The following is a 17,365-nucleotide window of genomic DNA, read 5'->3' as shown; positions in this document are numbered from 1 at the left end:
GGCTACACCGTCGCGGCGAACAGGTCGGCGTACCGCGCGCGGAGCTTGTACTTGAGGATCTTCCCGCCGACGGTCTCGGGCAGCTCGTCGGTGAACACGACCGCCTTCGGCGTCTCGTAGCCGCCGAGCCGCTCGCGGCAGTGCGCGATCAGCTCCTCGGCCGCCACGTCGGAGCGCACGACGACGACCGCCGTCACCGCCTCGCCCCACCGCTCGTGCGGGAGCCCGATCACTGCCACGCGCTCGACCGCCGGGTGGGCATAGAGCGCGGCCTCGACCCGAAGGCTCGAGACGTTCTCACCGCCGGTCTTGACGATGTCCTTGATCCGGTCGACCACCACGCGCAGGCCGTCGTCGTCGAAAGCGGCGCTGTCGCCGGAGTGGAACCAGCCGGTGCGGAAGGCCTCGCGGGTGGCCTCCTCGTTCCGGTAGTAGCCGGCAGTGACGGTCGGCGTCCGGTAGACCACCTCCCCCGGCACGCCCGGACGGTCCCGCAGCGAGACCCCGTCGTCGTCGAACACGTCGGAGGCGAGCAGCGGGCTCGGCAGTCCGACGTAGTTCACGACGGGGGCCGTGGCCGCGTAGGTCTCCGCCCAGCGACGGGGCCAGAAGCGGTAGCAGGCGATCGCCTCGGTCTGGCCGAAGATACCGAGGACGACGGGGTCGCCGGCCTGCTGCATCAGCCGGTCGTAGACCTCCGGCGGCAGCGCCCCCCAGCCGTAGACCAGGACGTCGAGGCACGACACGTCAAGCCCCTCGAACTCCTTGGTCAGCGCCGTGACGAACTGCGGCGAGCCCGCCCACAGCGCGGTGATCCGGTCCTCGGCGACGGCCGCCGCCACGTCGGCCGGGATCGGACGACGCCCCAGCACGAGCGTGCCCCCGGCGACGAACGCGCCGAGCGCGAAGATCAGCTCGCCCACGTGGTAGATCATCGGCAGGAAGGTGCCGACGCGGACCTCGTTCTCAAGCCCGGTGCCCCGCGTGAGCGACAGCGCGAAGTTCAGCGCCGCGTAGTAGCTGGCCGAGTGGGAGATCATCACGCCCTTGGGCATGGCGGTGGTGCCCGAGGTGAAAAGCATCTCCCAGATGTCGTCGCCGTGAATCTCGACGTCGGGCTCGGTGTCGGGGGCCGCGTCGACGAAGGCGGTGAAGTCCTGGCTGCCCTCGACCGGCCCGCCGCCGATCCGGATGGTCACGCCGGGCGCGAGGCCGGCCGCCTCGAAGGCGCGGGCCGCGCGCGGGAAGGTCTCGGCGTCGACGATCGCGAACCCGGGCTCGGCGTGGGCGATGAGGTGCTCGACGACGTCGGGGGCGAGATTCGGGTTGAGCGGTATCGCGACGAGGCCGGCCTTGGCGATCCCGATCTTCGCGAGGTAGGCCTCGACGGAGTTCTCGCAGAACAGCAGCACCCGCGCACCGGGCTCGAGCCCCCGGGCGATCAGGGCGTTCGCCACCCGGTTCGCGGTGCGGTCGGCGTCGCGGTAGGTCACGGCGGCGAAGCGCTCGTCGGCGTAGGCGCCGGGGCGGCCGACGATCGCGACCTGGTCGGGGTAGCTCCAGGTGAGGCGCTCGAGGACGTCACCGACCGACGTGCGCTCCCACCGGTGCACCGCGCGTCGGCCCCGGAGCGTCGTGACGTCGAACGTGATGGCGTCCAGGTCCACACGGGCCTCCCTGCCGCGGCGATGTGACGTGCAGCATTCCCAGGGGGCCGCTCGGAACGCAAGCCCCGAGTTATCGGCGGTTCACTCGTCGAGGCCGAGCACGCTGCGCGCCATCCCGCCCAGCATCGCGGCGAGCCGGTCGGCGGGGAGTCCGCTGTGGTGGAACAGCACGGCCTGCGTCGTGCCCAGCGCCCCGTGCACCACGACGCGCAGCTCCGCGTCGGAGAGCTCGCGCCGCAGCGGGGCCAGCACGATCACCCACTCCTCGATGTAGTGCCGCTGCGCACGGCGCAGCCGTCGGAGGTCCTCCTCGGGCAGGTGGTGGGCCTCGCGGTAGTACACCTGCAGCAGGCGACGGTCCTCGATGGCGAACCGCACGTGGTTCACGACCAGCCGCTCCAGAGCGTCCCGGTCGTCGGCCGCCTCGGCGACCACCTCGGCCGCCGTCCGCTGCATCTCGTCCATGAGCTGCTCGAGCAGCGCGGAGAGCAGCGCCGACTTCGAGCCGAAGTGCCGGTAGATGCCCGACCCGACGATGCCCGCGGCCGCACCGATGTCGGCCATGCCGACCGCGTGGTAGCCGTGCCGGGCGACCAGCTCCGCGGCCGCGGTCAAGATGCGGTCCTTGCGCGCGGGGTCACGACGACGGCGGGTGCGGGTCCCGTCCGCCACCTCCGCGAGCTCCATGTGCACCTCCGGTGCTCGTGAGCACTTTCCGGGGCTATCGGCACGGAAAGTGCTCACGTGCCGCAGGCACCTTCCGGCCCGCCGTCCGGGACGCTACGGTACGCCGCGAGTGAACGGCCAGTCACAACGCAGGACCGAGGAGTCGGCGTGGACTTCGTGGAGACCGACGAGCACCGCGACCTCCGGGCCGCCGTCGCGAAGGTGTCGGCACCGTACGGGGGCGACTACTACGTCGACCACGCCCGGCGCGGCGCCGAGTGCACCGAGCTGTGGCACGCCCTCGGCGACGCCGGGTACGTCGGCGTCTCCGTGCCCGAGGCGTACGGCGGCGGGGGCGGCGGGCTCGTCGAGCTGGCGCTGGTCTGCGAGGAGACCGCGGCGGCGGGGGCACCGATGCTGCTGCTCCTCGTCACGCACGCGATCTCGGCGGCGGTGATCGCCGAGTACGGCACCGAGGAGCAGCGCAAGGAGTGGCTGCCGGGGCTCGCGTCGGGCCGGGAGAAGGTCGTCTTCGCGATCACCGAGCCGGGCGCCGGCTCGAACACCCACCAGCTCTCCACCCATGCCCGTCGCGAGGGCGACGAGTGGGTGATCCGCGGCGAGAAGTACTACATCTCCGGGGTCGACGAGGCCGAGGCGCTGCTGCTCGTGGCGCGCACCGGGACCGACGAGCGCGGCCGGGCCCAACTCTCGCTGTTCCTCGTCCCCACCGACGCCGAGGGCCTGCAGAAGGTGCCGCTGCCTGTGGACGTGCTGCTGCCGGAGAAGCAGTTCACGCTCCGGTTCGACGACGTGCGGGTGCCCGCGTCCGCGCTGGTCGGCGACGAGAACCAGGGGTTCCGGCAGGTCTTCCACGGCCTCAACCCGGAGCGGATCACGGGTGCCGCGCTGTGCGTCGGGATCGCCCGCTACGCCCTGGCGAAGGCCACCCGGTATGCCACCGAGCGCGAGGTGTGGGGCCGACCCATCGGCACGCACCAGGGCGTGTCGCACCCGCTCGCCAAGGCCAAGATCGAGATCGAGCTCGCCGCGCTCATGACGCAGAAGGCGGCCTGGCTGCACGACCGCGGCCTCCCGGCCGGCGAGGCGTCGAACATGGCCAAGTACGCCGCCGCCGAGGCCGCCCTCGCCGCGTGCGACGCCGCGATGCAGACCCACGGCGGCAACGGGGTCTCCCAGGAGTTCGGGCTGCTCCCCTACTGGGGGCTGGCCCGCCTGCTGCGGATCGCGCCGGTCAACCGGGAGATGGTGCTGAACTTCGTCGCGCAGACGACCCTGGGTCTGCCGAGGTCGTACTGATGGACCTCGGCCAGAACCTCGTCCAGCGCATCAACGTCGGCGACGCGCTGACCCGCAGCGCCTTCGCCCGGCCCACGCAGCTCGCCGTCGTGGACGGCGACCGGCGGTGGACCTACACCGAGTTCGACGCGTGGGTGAACCGGCTCGCGCACGGGCTCCTCGCACGTGGCTACGCGGTGGGAGACGCCCTCGCGCTCGCCGCCGGCAACAGCGCCGAGTTCCTCGCCGTCTACTACGCCTGCGCGAAGACCGGCGTCGTGTGCGTGCCGATCAACTTGGGCTGGCGCCCCGACGAGGTCGCCTATGTGCTCGGGCACTCGCAGGCCCGCGGGATCGTCGTCGAGAGCCAGCTGCTCGAGCCGATCACGGCCGCCGTCGGGAAGGTCCCGTCGGTGGCGGACGTGTTCGTGGCCCCGGGCATCGAGCGTGGCGACCTGCTGACGTCGGACGTCAGCGGCGGCACACGGCTGACGCTGGCCGACCTGGAGGCCGACGACGCGTCACCGGTCGAGGTGCTGATCCACGACCGTGCGGCGCTCTCCTACCTCTACACCTCGGGCACGACGTCGTTCCCCAAGGGCGTGGTGGGCACGCACCTCGGCATCCACCTCGAGTCGATGTCCGCGGCGCTCGACTCGGGCTGGAACGCCGGCGACCGGTTCCTGGCGATGATGCCGATGTTCCACACCGCGCAGCTCAACGCGTTCTGCACGCCCGCCGTCGTGGTCGGCGCGACGATCCACGTGCACCGCGGCTTCGACCCCCAGCGTTTCCTCGACACCGTCGAGTCCGAACGCATCACCCAGGTCTTCGGGCTGCCGATGATGTACCGCGCGGCGCTGGACCACCCGTCCTTCGCCGGCCGCGACCTGAGCTCGCTGCAGCGCGCGGTCTATGCCATGGCCCCGATGCCCGAGGCGCAGATCAAGGCCTGCCTCGACGGGTTCCGCTGCGACTTCGCGCTGCTGTTCGGCCAGACCGAGATGTCGCCGATCACCACGCTCTTCCGCCCGGAGCACCAGCTCACCCACGTCGGGGCGGTCGGCACCCCCTTGACGGGGGTGCAGGTCGCGATCATGGGTCCGGACGGCGAGCTGCTGCCGCGCGGGGAGCAGGGCGAGATCGTCTACCGCGGGCCCTCGACGATGCAGGGCTACCTGCACGACGAGGCCGCCACCGCCACGGCGTTCGCGCACGGCTGGTTCCACTCCGGCGACGTCGGGCGCCTCGGCGACGACGGCGTGCTCTGGTTCGCCGACCGCACCAAGGACGTCATCAAGACCGGCGGCGAGAACGTGGCGTCGCTCGAGGTGGAGCGGGCGGTGTACGACGCCGAGCCCGACGTCGCCGAGGTGGTGGTCGTCGGGCTGCCGCACCAGCGGTGGAGCGAGGCGATCACCGCCGTCGTCGTGCCGAAGCCGGGCGCGACGATCGACGCGGAGAAGCTCACGGCCGCCCTCAAGGACCGGCTCGACGGCTACAAGGTGCCGAAGGCCGTGATCGTCGAGCATGAGCTCCCCCGTACCTCGACCGGCAAGATCCAGAAGAACGTCGTCCGGGAGACCCACGCGATGCACTACGGAGGCCGCGGGTGAGCGTGCTGACCAGCCTGCTCGACCCGTCGTCGGAAACCTTCGCCTCGAACCGCAAGCAGCAGCTCGAGGTGATCGCGCAGCTCGACGAGCAGCTCGAGCTCGCCGTCGCGGGCGGCGGCGAGCGGTACACCCAGCGGCACCGCGACCGCGGGAAACTGCCGGTGCGCGAGCGGCTCGCGCTGCTGCTCGACCCGGACTCGCCGTTCCTGGAGCTCTCGCCGCTCGCGGCGTGGGGCACGGAGTTCACGGTCGGCGCGTCGATCCTCACCGGGATCGGCGTCGTGTCGGGCGTCGAGTGCGTGGTCATCGGGCACGACCCGACGGTCCGCGGCGGTGCGATGAACCCGTACTCGCTGCGGAAGACGCTCCGGTCGCTGGAGATCGCGCGGCTCAACCGGCTGCCGGTGATCAACCTCGTGGAGTCGGGCGGGGCGGATCTGCCGACGCAGGCCGAGCTGTTCGTGCCGGCGGGGCGCATCTTCCACGAGCTGACCGAGCTGTCGTCCATGGCGATCCCGACGGTCGCGCTCGTGTTCGGCAACTCGACCGCCGGCGGCGCGTACGTGCCCGGCATGTGCGACTACGCCGTGCTCGTCGACCGCGCCGCGAAGGTGTTCCTCGGCGGCCCGCCGCTGGTGAAGATGGCGACCGGCGAGACCGCGGACGACGAGGCGCTCGGCGGGGCGGAGATGCACTCGCGCGTCTCGGGCCTCTCGGACTACTTCGCGACCGACGAGCGCGACGCGATCCGGCTCGGCCGCGAGATCGTGTCGCGGTTCCACTGGCGCAAGCTCGGGCCGGCTCCGTCCGCGAACGTGGCGCCGCCGCGCTACGACCCGGAGGAGATCCTCGGCCTCCTGCCGCCCGACCCGAAGGTGCCCTTCGACCCGCGCGAGGTGCTCGCCCGCACCGTCGACGGCTCGGAGTTCGACGAGTACAAGCCGCTCTACGGCACCTCGCTGGTGACCGGGTGGGCGAGCATCCACGGCTATCCGGTCGGGGTCCTCGCGAACCACCGCGGCGTGCTGTTCTCCGAGGAGGCGAAGAAGGCCAGCGAGTTCATCCAGCTGGCCAACCAGACCGACACCCCGCTGGTCTTCCTGCAGAACACCACGGGCTACATGGTCGGCACCGACTACGAGCAGGGCGGGATCATCAAGGACGGCGCCAAGATGATCAACGCCGTCACCAACAGCGCGGTGCCGCACCTGACGATCAACATGGCGTCGTCGTTCGGGGCCGGGAACTACGGCATGTCGGGCCGGGCCTACGACCCGCGGCTGATGTTCGCCTGGCCCGGCGCGAAGCTCGCGGTCATGGGCGCGGCCCAGCTCGCGGGCGTCATGTCGATCGTCGGCCGGGCGTCGGCCCAGTCGCAGGGAAAGCCGTTCGACGAGGAGGCCGACGCCGCCCGCACCCGGGCGATCGAGGCGCAGATCGAGGCCGAGTCCCACAGCTTCTTCATCTCCGGGAAGCTCTACGACGACGGGATCGTCGACCCCCGGGACACCCGCACCGTGCTCGGCCTGTCGCTCTCGGCCGTCCACTCGAACCCCGTGCAGGGCCGTCGCGGCTACGGCACGTTCCGGATGTGAGCACCCGTGAGCATTAATCCGTCCCCTGGCACGGAAAAGTACTCACAGGCCGGAGGCACCTCCCGATGATCACGAAGCTGCTCGTCGCGAACCGTGGCGAGATCGCCGCCCGCGTCATGCGCACCGCGCAGGCGCTGGGCATCGACACCGTCGCCGTGTACTCCGACCCGGACGCCGACGCCCCGTTCGTCGCCCTCGCCGACGAGGCGGTGCGGCTGCCGGGCGCGTCGCCGGCCGAGACCTACCTGCGCTCCGACCTCGTCGTCGCGGCGGCCCGGGCCACCGGCGCCGATGCCGTGCACCCCGGCTACGGCTTCCTCTCCGAGAACGCCGGGTTCGCCCGGGACTGCGCTGCCGCCGGGTTGACGTTCGTCGGTCCGACGCCCGACGCCATCGCCTCGATGGGCTCGAAGCTCGAGGCCAAGGCGATGATGGACGCGGCCGGCGTGCCCGTGCTGCCGGGCGCGTTCCTGCCCGAGGGCGCCGAGCTCCCGACCGACCTCGACTTCCCGGTCCTCGTCAAGGCCGCCTTCGGGGGCGGTGGGCGTGGCATGCGGATCGTCCGTCGGGCCTCCGACCTGCGCGAGGCCGTCGAGGGCGCCCGCCGGGAGGCCGCGTCCGCATTCGGCGACGGGACGGTGTTCCTCGAGCGCTACGTGGAGGACCCGCGCCACGTCGAGGTGCAGATCGTGGGCGACACGCACGGCGAGGTCGTGCACCTCTTCGAGCGTGAGTGCTCCATCCAGCGGCGGTACCAGAAGATCGTGGAGGAGAGCCCCTCCCCCGCGGTCGACGCGACGCTGCGCGCCGAGCTCGGTGCGGCCGCCGTCGCCGCCGGCAAGGCCATCGGCTACACCGGCGCGGGCACCGTCGAATTCGTCCTCGACCGCGACGGCAGCTTCTTCTTCCTCGAGGTGAACACTCGCCTGCAGGTCGAGCACCCGGTGACGGAGCTGGTCACGGGCCTGGACCTCGTCGCGCTGCAGCTGCGGGTCGCCGAGGGCCGTCCGCTCCCGCCCGAGGTCGTCGGGGCGCACATCGACGGACACGCGATCGAGGTCCGCCTCTACGCCGAGGACGTCCCGGCCGGCTACCTCCCCGCGACCGGCACGCTGCACCGCTTCGACGTCCCGGCCCTGCCCGGCGTCCGGATCGACGCCGGGGTGACCGACGGCTCCGTCGTGAGCCCGCACTACGACCCGATGCTCGCCAAGGTCATCGCCCACGGCCCGACCCGCACCGAGGCCGCCCGCACGCTGGCCCGCGCGCTCGCGCAGGCCGGCATCCACGGCGTCACCACCAACCGCGACCTGCTCGTCGGCATCCTGCGCGACGAGGAGTTCCTCGCCGGCGGCACCGACACCGGCTACCTGCCCCGCCACCCCGAGCTCCTGACGCCGGGCGCGCCCGCCGGCGAGCGGGTCCGGGCCGTGGCGGCCGCCCTGGCGGCACAGGCGCGGCACCGCGCGGATGCGGTGGTGCTGCGCGACCTGCCGTCGGGATGGCGGAACGTCGGCGGTCCGCCGCAGACGGTCGGGTACACGGCGGGCGACCGCACGCTCGAGGTCGCGTACTCCTTCCGCCGCTCCGGGCTCGGCGTGGCGGTCGACGGCGAGCCGCTCGACGTCGGGCTGGTGTCGGCGACCCCGTCGGAGGTCGTGCTGACGCAGGACGGCGTGCGCCGGACCTACCGGATCCACCGCGCGGCGGGCCGGACGTTCGTCGACGGTCCCGACGGGTCGAGCGCCTTCGACGACGTCCCGCGCTTCGCCGACCCGAACGCCGTCGCGCACGCCGGGTCCCTGCTCGCGCCGATGCCCGGGACGGTGGTGCGGGTGCTCGCGGCGAGCGGCGACACCGTGGCCGCGGGAGCGGCCCTCGTCGTGCTGGAGGCGATGAAGATGGAGCACACGGTCGCGGCGCCGGTGGACGGCACGGTGACGGAACTGCACGTCGGCGCGGGTGACCAGGTGGAGACGCGCCAGGTGCTGGCGGTCGTCGAGGCGAGCGCAGCGACGGGGGAAGCGTCATGAACCTCGCGACCCTGCTGCGGCGTGCTGCCGCCGACCACGCCGGGAAGGTCGCGCTCCGGCTGGACGCCACCGAGATCCCCTACGCGGAGTTCGCCGACCAGGCCGCACGGTTCGCCGGCTACCTCCGGGCGACCGGCGTGAACGAGGGCGACCGCGTCGCCGTGCTCGCGCCGAACTGCCTGGAATACCTCGTCGCGATCGTCGGGGCCTGGCAGGCCGGCGCGGTCGGGGTTCCGCTGAACTACATGTTCCCGGACGCCCCGCTGCGCCACGCGCTCCTGGACTCCGGCGTGCGGCTCGTCGTCCTGCCCGCGCAGGACGTCGAGCGCGTCGAGCGGGTGCTCGGTGAGGAGACCCCCGTCTTCCTGACGACGGGTGACGCAGGGTCGTTCGCGACGGCGGTCGCCGGGGCGGAGCCGCTCGACGGCGTGGTGCCGCGCCTGGACGGCGACGACGCGCTGTTGATGTACACGTCGGGGTCGACCGGGGTGCCGAAGGGCGTCCGGCAGACCCACCGGAACATCGCCGCGCAGGTCGACGGTGCGATCGAGGTCTACGAGCTGTCCGGGGACGACCACGTCCTCAACTGCATGCCGATGTTCCACGTCGGCGGGCTGCAGCTCGCGAGCCTGCCGATGCTCCTGCGCGGCGGGCAGATCACGTTCATGCCGCGCTGGGACGTGGTGCGCTGGCTGGAGCTGGTGGAGGAGTTGCGGCCGAGCTACGGCGGGCTGATCTCCACGATGATGATCGACGTCGGGAACCGGACGGTGGATCAGCCGGTCGTGCTGGACTCGTTCCGCGTCTGCATGTTCGGCGGTTCGCGGACGCCGACCGCGGCGATCGAGCGGCTCGAGAAGGGCACCGGGATCCTGGGCACGGAGATCTACGGGCAGACCGAGCAGAGCGGGCTCGTGGTCACCTACTCCGCCCGCGAGACCCGTCGTCCGGACTCGATGGGACGACCGCTGTCCCAGATCGTCCGGACGCGCCTGGTGCCGGTGGACGGGTCACCGGACCTGGCGCCGGGTGACTCCGGCGTCGGCGAGCTGTGGGTACGCGGCGACGCCGTGACCCCCGGGTACTGGGGCGTGCCCGACTCCGAGAAGTTCCCTGTGTCCGAGGACGGGACCGGCTGGTTCCGCACCGGCGACCTCATGTCCTGCGACGCCGACGGCTACCTGTACTACGTCGACCGGATCGACGACATGATCGTCTCCGGCGGGGAGAACGTGTTCCCGCAGATGGTCGAGGAACACCTCGCGGGCCACCCCGACCTGGCCGAGGTCGCCGTCATCGGCACCGCGCACGAGCGGTGGGTGGAGCAGGTGACGGCCGTGGTGGTGCCGCGCCGCGACGGCGTCACCGTCGAGGCGCTGCACCGCTGGTGCGCCGAGCACCCCGACCTGCAGGGCATGCACCGTCCGCGGCGAATCGAGATCGTCGACGCGCTGCCCCGCACGGGCAGCGGCAAGCTCAACCGGCCCGACCTGCGGAGGATGTTCCCGTGACAGTCCGGTACGAGGTCGACGACGGCGTCGCCTGGTTGACGATCGACCGCCCGGAGGCGCGGAACGCGCTGTCGAAGGAGGTCCGGGACGGGCTGTGGGAGGGCACGCGACGGTTCGTCGACGACCCCGACGCGGCCGTGCTCGTGCTCACCGGCGCCGGGGAGAAGGCGTTCTGCGCGGGCGGCGACCTCAAGGAGATGGCCGAGACCTCGCTGGAGGTCCCGCCGCCGGACTTCCTGCCGCAGTTCGGGCGGAACATCAACGTGCCCAAGCCGACGATCGCCGCGGTCAACGGCGTCGCCTATGCCGGTGGGTTCCTGCTCGCCCAGCAGTGCGACCTCGTGGTCGCCGCCGAGCACGCCCGCTTCGCGGTGAGCGAGGTGAAGGTGGGCCGCGGGTCGCCGTGGGCGGCGCCGCTGTCGTGGCTGGTCCCGCCGCGCGTGGCGCTGGAGATCCTGCTGACCGGCGACCCGCTCGACGCGACGCGGGCGCGCGAGGTGGGGCTGGTGAACCACGTCGTTCCCGCCTCCGACCTGCGTCGACACACGCAGGAGCTGGCGTCGCGCATCGCCGCGAACGCCCCGCTCTCGGTGCGCGCGGGGAAGGCGACGGCCTACCTCTCGCGACCCGACGTCTGGGAGCGGGCCGAGGAGATCTGGGCGCCGGTCTACCGGTCGGCGGACGCACAGGAGGGACCGGCGGCGTTCCGCGACAAGCGCACGCCGGTCTGGACGGGGAGGTAGCACCGATGCCGGTGTCGATGGACGCGCTCGCCGACGACCTCGCGGCCGAGTCCGCCGAACTGCGGTCCGTGCTGGCGGGGCTGAGCGAGGTGCAGTGGGAGCTCGCGACGCCCGCCGAGGGTTGGACGATCCTCGACCAGGTCTCCCACCTGGCCTACTTCGACGACGTCGCGCTGCGCTCGGCGACCGACCCCGACGCGTTCGCCGCCGAGAAGGCCGCGATGGACGCCGAGGGCGGGGTCAGCCCGGACACGTTCGTCGAGCGGTACCGGTCGCTCTCCGGCGCCGAGATGCTCGCCTGGTTCGACGAGGCCCGGGCCCGGCTGATCGCCGCGTTCCGGGAGCTCGACCCGAAGACCCGCGTGCCGTGGTTCGGGCCGGCCATGAGCGCGGCGTCCTCGTTGACCGCGCGGATCATGGAGACCTGGGCACACGCGCAGGACGTGTACGACACGGTCGGCGCGACCCACGCGCCGTCCGACCGGCTGCGGCACGTGGCCCACATCGGCGTCGGTGCCCGCGCGTTCAGCTACGCCGCGCACGAGCTCGTCATGCCCGACGTCCCGATCCGGGTGGAGCTCACCGCCCCCGACGGCTCGACGTGGGCCTGGGGTCCGGAGGACGCGCCGGACCGGATCAGCGGGCCCGCCGAGGACTTCGCGCTGCTCATCACCCAGCGGCGCCACCGGGACGACCTGGCGCTGGCCGTCGTCGGGGACGCCGCGACGGAGTGGGCGCGCATCGGGCAGTCGTTCGCCGGCGACGCGGGCACGGGGAGACAGAGCCTTTCGGAGAGGACGGCGCGGTGAGCGACCCCATGCGTGAGGGGAACCCTGGTGCCACGAGAGCGCTCGGATCCTCCCCTCACGGCGGGCGCCCGGTCCGGATCGGCAACATCTCCGGGTTCTACGGCGACCGCCTGAACGCCGCCCGGGAGATGCTCGACGGCGGGCCGGTCGACGTGCTCTGCGGCGACTACCTGGCCGAGCTGACGATGCTCATCCTCGCGAAGGCGCAGGCCAAGGACCCCGACGCCGGGTACGCCAAGACGTTCCTGACGCAGCTGCGCGACATCCTCGCCGACTGCGTCGCCCGCAGGGTCAAGGTCGTCTCCAACGCCGGTGGACTGAACCCCGCCGGGCTCGCGGCGGCGATTGAGGACCTCGGCACGGGCGCGCGCGTCGCGTACGTCGAGGGCGACGACCTACGGGGGTCGCTGGACGCGATCACGCCCGAGGTCACGGGGAAGCCCGTCTCCGCCAACGCCTACCTCGGCGGCTGGGGCATCGCGGAGGCGCTGGCCGCGGGCGCGGACGTCGTCGTGACGGGGCGGATCACCGATGCGTCGCTGGTCGTGGGGCCGGCGGCCTGGTGGCACGGCTGGTCGCGGGAGGACCTCGACGCGCTGGCCGGGGCGGTGGTCGCGGGCCACGTCATCGAGTGCGGGCCCCAGGCGACCGGCGGGAACTACTCCTTCCTCGACGAGGTCACCGACCGCCGCTATCCCGGGTTCCCGATCGCCGAGGTCGCCGCCGACGGGTCGTCGGTGATCACGAAGCACCCGGGCACGGGCGGACTGGTGTCGGTCGGCACCGTCACCGCGCAGCTGCTCTACGAGATCGCCGCGCCCGCCTACCTCGGCCCGGACTGCACGACGCACTTCGAGACGATCTCGCTCTCCGACGACGGCGAGCACCGGGTGCGCATCTCCGGCGTGCGCGGGTCGGCGCCCCCGCCGACGTTGAAGGTCGCCCTCAACGACGCCGGCGGCTACCGGAACTCGATGACCCTCGTCCTCACCGGCCTGGACATCGAGGCCAAGGCGGCGTTCGCCGAGCAGCTGCTGTTCGAGGTGCTCGGCGGGCGCGACCGGTTCGCCGAGGTCGACGTGCGGCTGCTCCGCTTCGACCACCCCGACGCCGCCTCGAACGCCGAAGCTACCGCGCACCTGCGCGTCACGGTGAAGGACCCCGACCCGCGCATCGTCGGCCGCGCGTTCTCCAACGCCACGATGGAGCTGGCCCTCGGCGGCTACGCGGGCTTCCACACCACCACCCCGCCGAGCGCCGAGTCCGCCTTCGGCGTCTACCGCCCCGCCGCGGTGCCGCGCGCCGCCGTCACGCACACCGTGGTGCTGCCCGACGGGGAGCGGCGTGTGGTGGCGGACCCGCCCACCTTCGGTAGCAGCAATGCGTCACTGCTTGCACCCAGTGCCAGTAACGCCACACCCTTGGCGCCAGCCGGACCGACCCGCCGTGTCCCCCTCGGCGGGGTCGTCGGCGCCCGCTCGGGCGACAAGGGCGGTGACGCGAACATCGGGGTCTGGACCCGCGACGACGTGGCGTACGCCTGGCTCCGCGGCTTCCTGACGACGGACCGGGTCCGCGAGCTCCTCGGGCCGGAGGTCGCCGACCTGGCGATCGAGATCCACGAGCTCGCGAACCTGCGGGCGCTGAACGTCGTGGTGCACGGGATCCTGGGCGACGGCGTGGCGTCCTCGACCCGCCCCGACCCGCAGGCCAAGGGGCTCGGCGAGTACCTGCGCAGCCGGCTCGTCGACGTCCCGGAGGCGCTGCTGGGGTCGTGAGGGGAAGCCGCGAGCGCTCTTGTGATGCGAGGGTTCCCCTCACGCCGGGCACGGATCACGTGGGAGCGGGCGGAGCGACGGGTAGCCGCGCGCCATGTCGCACCCCGTGTCCCCACCCCTGTCCCGTCCCGATCGCGTCCCCCGCGTGACCCTCACCGACGGCGGGCCGATGCTCGTCGAGGGCCCCGTGGAGCTGGAGACGCCCGACGGCGAGATCGTCCGCTCCGAGCGGCCGGTGGTCGCCGTGTGCACCTGCCGTCGCAGCAAGCGCTTCCCGTTCTGCGACACCAGCCATCGGCGCAAGGTCCGTCAGACGAGGGTCCGCAACGAGGACGACCCGGCGTCCCAGGACCGCATGAGGTGATCGCCGAGGCGGTCCTCGAGCAGCGTCAGCGCGCGCATCCCGAACACGACGTCGACGGCGAGCTCCGGCTCCCGCCCGACGAGGTCGGCGAGCAGCCCGCGACGCACCAGCTGCTCGTGCACGGCGTCGGCCTCGACGTGTTCGACGTAGAAGGCGGTCGCCGCCTCGCTGGTCCCCAGCCGTTGCATCGCCTTGACCAGCCGCGCCGACCCGGGTGACGACGTCACCTCGATGAGGGCGAACTGCCCGACCGACGCTCCCCGCCACCGGCGGTGCAGCCCGCACAGCGACATCAGGTTGACCGGCGCGAGCGCGTCCGCCGGCACCGCCTCGAGGTAACCGTGGTAGCGCGGGTCGAGGTCCAGCTCGGTCATCATGTCGGCGAACACCTGCGCGTGGACGCGCTCGGCGCGGCCCCCACCGAACTCGTCGTGCTCGACCGTCACCAGCGACGCCTTCGCCTGCCCGTCGATCCGCGGGATCACCCAGGCCTGCGGGTCCGCCTCCTTGAGGTGGTAGATCGACCGGTGGATGACGTACTCGCGCAGCTGCCAGAGCTGGCCGTCCCGCGCGAGCCGCCACGACGGTCCGTCCCCGTCGGCCTGCTCCACGAGCAGCGCCTCCACCTCGGCGTCGACGTCGTCCCCCGCGGGCACCTCGGCCTGCAGCGCGGCCAGGAACGTCCGCTCCAGCGAGCGCCGCAGCCGCAGCAGCTCGGGCTCCCACTCGAGCTCGGGGTCGACCTCGGCGAAGCCGTGGTAGTGCAGCTCGTAGAGGACGTAGAGCGCCAGCTGCAGGTCGTCGCCGTAGGGGTCGAGCGCGGGCTCCGACGGCAGGTCGGTCACCGGACGCCGGCCGGCGAGGACGTCGACGACGGCGGACGAGACGGGTCCCCGCGAGGCCGGCAGGGCGTCGGCACGGGCCACGGGCGGGTGGAGGACGTCGGTCACGCGGAGATCTCCTCGGACGTCGGGGGCGGGCGATCGAGCGGTCCGGCTACCCGACGACGGGTGCGGTGTACGCGGTGTGTGCATCACATCGAATACGACGATCGGCTCGCGTAATCACCGGGTAACACAGGCTCACTCCCGTCCCCGGCGGTTGAGTGCGCAGCTGCTCTTCGGGGACGCCCGGCCGCCGGACGCCCGGCAGGCCTCCGCGTCCGCGCCCCCGTGACCGCCGAGGAGCATGCGTATGTCCATCTCCCTGCCCACCCCCCGCACCACCGTGCCCGCACCGGTCGTGCCCGACGTCGTCGTTCCCGTCCCCACCCCCCTCCCCGCCGCCGACGGCACCCGCGCGCACCTCCCGCTGCTGCGCGGCCCGGGCGTCTACCCCGCCCAGCGCGACACGTGGCTGCTCGCCGACGTCCTGGTCCGCGAGCTCCTCGACTCACCGCTCCCCCGCACCCGGGTGCTCGAGCTCTGCGCCGGCGCCGGGGCGTTGTCGCTGGTGGCGGCCGGTGTGCCGGGCACCGAGGTCACCGCCGTCGACGTGTCACGCCGTGCCCTGTTCAGCTCGTGGGCCAACGCCGGACGGCTGGGCCGCCGGGTCCGGCTGCACCGCGGCGACCTGGCCGCACCCGTCGTCGGGAAGCAGTACGACCTCGTCGTCTCCAATCCGCCCTACGTCCCCACCGCCGACGCGTCGCTGCCGACGCATGGCGCCATGCGCGCGTTCGACGGCGGACTCGACGGGCGCACCCTGGTCGACCGCGTGATCGACGAGGCCCCGCGCGTCCTCGCCCCCGGCGGCTGCCTGCTGCTGGTGCACTCGGCGATCAACGGGGTCGACACCACGCTCGCGCGGCTCGCGGGACACGGTCTCGACGCCGACGTCGCCGCCCGCTGCGAGCACCCCTTCGGCCCGGTCTTCACCGCCCGCGCGCAGATGCTCGAGCAGCGCGGCCTGATCGAGCCCGGGCAGCGCACCGAGGAACTCGTCGTCGTCCGCGCCCGCCGCGCGGGCTGACGCAGTGGCCCGTTCCCGACGGCGGGTGGGGCCGCCCACGCCGCGGGTCTCGTCCGGGTGAGTCGGCCGGATCCGGTCTGCTCCCTGGCCTACCGTCCGCCGCGTGCTGCGCTTCCTCCGGGACACCCTGATCATCGCCGTGTTCGCCGGCGCCCTGACCGGCTTCGTCCTGCACGAGGCCGTGATCGGCGCGGTGCTCGCCGTCGTCGGGGGCGTCATGGTCAGCCTGAGCGCGCGGGGGCACAAGGCCATGACGTTCGGCGGCCTGGTCCGGTGAGACGACGCGCGTAGGGTGAGCGCTGCCTGCGCCTAGGGTTCCGTCCGACGCCCGCCTCCTGACCGACAACCAGGGCGATCCGGGGTCTGGACCGAGCGGCGCCACGGCCCACGGCCGACACCTGACGGGAGAGAAACCCCGAGGGCTCCAGTTCGACGCGCCCGCACCCGGAGTGCGGTCCGACGCCCCAGGAGCCGCCGGTGTCCCCCGCCGTCATCACCCTCACCCTGCTCGCCGCCGTCCTGCACGCGACGTGGAACGCGATCGCCCACGGCGTGGGCGACCGCCTCGTCGGTTTCGCGCTGATCGGCGCGTCCTACGTCGTGGTCGGCGGCGGCGCGGCCCTCGTGCTCGGCCCGCCGCCGGCGCACGCGTGGCCGTTCGTGCTCTCGTCCGCCGCCCTGCACGTCGGGTACACGCTGCTGCTGTGGGCGAGCTACCAGCTCGGTGAGTTCAGTCAGGTCTACCCGGTGGCCCGCGGGACGGCGCCGTGGGTCGTCGCGCTCTACGAGGTCGTGTTCGGCGGCGGCCTGCCCTGGTGGCAGGTGCTCGGCGTCGCCGTCATCTCCCTCGGGCTGATCTCGCTCGCGCTCGACGGCGGGCGACTGACGCGGGCCGCCCTGCCCGCCCTCGCGGCCGCCGTCGCGACCGGCCTGTTCATCGCCGGGTACACGCTGGTCGACGCGGGCGCGGTGGCCACGACCCCGGTGCCGGTCTACGCCGCGTGGATGTTCCTGGTGCAGGGCCCGGTGATGCCGGTGCTCGCCGTCGTCCGACGGGGACGGGGGCTCGCGCGGGCGCCGTGGTCGTCGCTGGCCGTCGGCTTCCTCGGCGGGCTCGTGTCGCTCGCGGCGTACGGGCTGGTGCTGGTCGCGCAGACCAGCGGGGCGACCGCGGCCGTCGCGGCCCTGCGGGAGACCTCCATCGTCATCGGCGCCGTCATCGGGACCCTGTTCCTCGGCGAGCGGTTCGGGTGGCGGCGGGCCGTCGCGGCGGCGGTCGTCGTGGTCGGGATCGTGCTGGTGGATCTGTGAGT

The 17,365-nt window shown here is 73.0% G+C and carries 15 protein-coding genes; 12 read left to right on the top strand and 3 right to left on the bottom strand.

Annotated elements, in window-relative coordinates; translation table 11 throughout:
• Positions 1-2: 2 nt before the first annotated feature.
• Together A3CO_RS0127905 and A3CO_RS0127900 are read right to left on the bottom strand one after the other, a co-directional pair.
• Positions 3-1,667, bottom strand: a complete 1,665-nt coding sequence (locus A3CO_RS0127905; RefSeq protein ID WP_018335557.1) for an AMP-binding protein — start codon at positions 1,665-1,667, stop codon at positions 3-5.
• 81 nt (positions 1,668-1,748) lie between these two features.
• Positions 1,749-2,354: a TetR/AcrR family transcriptional regulator gene (locus tag A3CO_RS0127900; protein ID WP_018335556.1), complete on the bottom strand. Its 606-nt coding sequence runs from the start codon at positions 2,352-2,354 to the stop codon at positions 1,749-1,751.
• Positions 2,355-2,501: 147 nt separating this feature from the next.
• Between A3CO_RS0127900 and A3CO_RS0127895 the strand changes: the two genes are divergently transcribed.
• The 9 genes from A3CO_RS0127895 to A3CO_RS0127855 all read left to right on the top strand — a co-directional run bounded on the left by A3CO_RS0127895 (position 2,502) and on the right by A3CO_RS0127855 (position 14,081).
• Positions 2,502-3,653, top strand: a complete 1,152-nt coding sequence (locus tag A3CO_RS0127895) for an acyl-CoA dehydrogenase family protein (RefSeq protein ID WP_018335555.1) — start codon at positions 2,502-2,504, stop codon at positions 3,651-3,653.
• On the top strand, positions 3,653-5,248 hold the full coding sequence (locus tag A3CO_RS0127890) for an AMP-binding protein (RefSeq protein ID WP_018335554.1): 1,596 nt from the start codon (positions 3,653-3,655) through the stop codon (positions 5,246-5,248). The genes A3CO_RS0127895 and A3CO_RS0127890 overlap by 1 nt, the downstream gene beginning before the upstream one ends.
• Complete coding sequence (locus A3CO_RS0127885) at positions 5,245-6,843, top strand: acyl-CoA carboxylase subunit beta (RefSeq protein ID WP_018335553.1); 1,599 nt, start codon at positions 5,245-5,247, stop codon at positions 6,841-6,843. Before A3CO_RS0127890 ends, A3CO_RS0127885 begins: the two co-directional genes overlap by 4 nt.
• 65 nt (positions 6,844-6,908) lie before the next feature.
• Positions 6,909-8,876 carry an ATP-binding protein gene (locus tag A3CO_RS0127880; RefSeq protein WP_018335552.1) on the top strand — a complete coding sequence of 656 codons (1,968 nt, stop codon included), beginning with the start codon at positions 6,909-6,911 and terminating at the stop codon, positions 8,874-8,876.
• On the top strand, positions 8,873-10,387 hold the full coding sequence (locus A3CO_RS0127875) for a class I adenylate-forming enzyme family protein (RefSeq protein ID WP_018335551.1): 1,515 nt from the start codon (positions 8,873-8,875) through the stop codon (positions 10,385-10,387). The genes A3CO_RS0127880 and A3CO_RS0127875 overlap by 4 nt, the downstream gene beginning before the upstream one ends.
• On the top strand, positions 10,384-11,130 hold the full coding sequence (locus A3CO_RS0127870; protein WP_018335550.1) for an enoyl-CoA hydratase/isomerase family protein: 747 nt from the start codon (positions 10,384-10,386) through the stop codon (positions 11,128-11,130). The genes A3CO_RS0127875 and A3CO_RS0127870 overlap by 4 nt, the downstream gene beginning before the upstream one ends.
• A gap of 5 nt (positions 11,131-11,135) precedes the next feature.
• On the top strand, positions 11,136-11,939 hold the full coding sequence (locus A3CO_RS0127865; RefSeq protein ID WP_018335549.1) for a TIGR03084 family metal-binding protein: 804 nt from the start codon (positions 11,136-11,138) through the stop codon (positions 11,937-11,939).
• Positions 11,936-13,717 carry an acyclic terpene utilization AtuA family protein gene (locus A3CO_RS0127860; RefSeq protein ID WP_018335548.1) on the top strand — a complete coding sequence of 594 codons (1,782 nt, stop codon included), beginning with the start codon at positions 11,936-11,938 and terminating at the stop codon, positions 13,715-13,717. Before A3CO_RS0127865 ends, A3CO_RS0127860 begins: the two co-directional genes overlap by 4 nt.
• A 94-nt stretch (positions 13,718-13,811) precedes the next feature.
• Positions 13,812-14,081 (top strand): CDGSH iron-sulfur domain-containing protein, encoded by a 270-nt coding sequence (locus A3CO_RS0127855; RefSeq protein ID WP_051086116.1) that lies wholly within the window; start codon positions 13,812-13,814, stop codon positions 14,079-14,081.
• Here A3CO_RS0127855 and A3CO_RS0127850 read toward each other — a convergent pair.
• Positions 14,027-15,031, bottom strand: a complete 1,005-nt coding sequence (locus tag A3CO_RS0127850; RefSeq protein ID WP_018335546.1) for an iron-containing redox enzyme family protein — start codon at positions 15,029-15,031, stop codon at positions 14,027-14,029. The genes A3CO_RS0127855 and A3CO_RS0127850 overlap by 55 nt on opposite strands.
• A 244-nt stretch (positions 15,032-15,275) precedes the next feature.
• Here A3CO_RS0127850 and A3CO_RS0127845 point away from each other — a divergent pair, with 244 nt between their 5' ends.
• The 3 genes from A3CO_RS0127845 (at position 15,276) to A3CO_RS0127835 (ending at position 17,363) form a co-directional block, all read left to right on the top strand.
• A complete protein-coding gene (locus A3CO_RS0127845) occupies positions 15,276-16,052 on the top strand; it encodes a HemK2/MTQ2 family protein methyltransferase (protein ID WP_018335545.1) in 777 nt (258 codons plus the stop codon).
• Positions 16,053-16,155: 103 nt separating this feature from the next.
• Positions 16,156-16,329 carry a hypothetical protein gene (locus A3CO_RS38500; RefSeq protein WP_018335544.1) on the top strand — a complete coding sequence of 58 codons (174 nt, stop codon included), beginning with the start codon at positions 16,156-16,158 and terminating at the stop codon, positions 16,327-16,329.
• Between the two features lie 200 nt (positions 16,330-16,529).
• On the top strand, positions 16,530-17,363 hold the full coding sequence (locus tag A3CO_RS0127835; protein WP_018335543.1) for an EamA family transporter: 834 nt from the start codon (positions 16,530-16,532) through the stop codon (positions 17,361-17,363).
• Positions 17,364-17,365: the final 2 nt, after the last annotated feature.

The sequence above is a fragment of the Actinomycetospora chiangmaiensis DSM 45062 genome, assembly GCF_000379625.1.
GTDB classification, from domain to species: domain Bacteria; phylum Actinomycetota; class Actinomycetes; order Mycobacteriales; family Pseudonocardiaceae; genus Actinomycetospora; species Actinomycetospora chiangmaiensis.
Note: the sequence above shows the minus strand (reverse complement) of the source record. Positions and strands in the feature narration are given on the sequence as shown.

Excerpts from the sequence above, each read along its gene's own strand:
- A3CO_RS0127875 (WP_018335551.1), top strand. The coding sequence starts at position 8,873 with ATGAACCTCGCGACCCTGCTGCGGCGTGCTGCCGCCGACCACGCCGGG.
- A3CO_RS0127900 (WP_018335556.1), bottom strand. The coding sequence starts at position 2,354 with ATGGAGCTCGCGGAGGTGGCGGACGGGACCCGCACCCGCCGTCGTCGT.
- A3CO_RS0127845 (WP_018335545.1), top strand. The coding sequence starts at position 15,276 with ATGTCCATCTCCCTGCCCACCCCCCGCACCACCGTGCCCGCACCGGTC.
- A3CO_RS0127880 (WP_018335552.1), top strand. The coding sequence starts at position 6,909 with ATGATCACGAAGCTGCTCGTCGCGAACCGTGGCGAGATCGCCGCCCGC.
- A3CO_RS0127865 (WP_018335549.1), top strand. The coding sequence starts at position 11,136 with ATGCCGGTGTCGATGGACGCGCTCGCCGACGACCTCGCGGCCGAGTCC.
- A3CO_RS0127855 (WP_051086116.1), top strand. The coding sequence starts at position 13,812 with ATGTCGCACCCCGTGTCCCCACCCCTGTCCCGTCCCGATCGCGTCCCC.
- A3CO_RS0127890 (WP_018335554.1), top strand. The coding sequence starts at position 3,653 with ATGGACCTCGGCCAGAACCTCGTCCAGCGCATCAACGTCGGCGACGCG.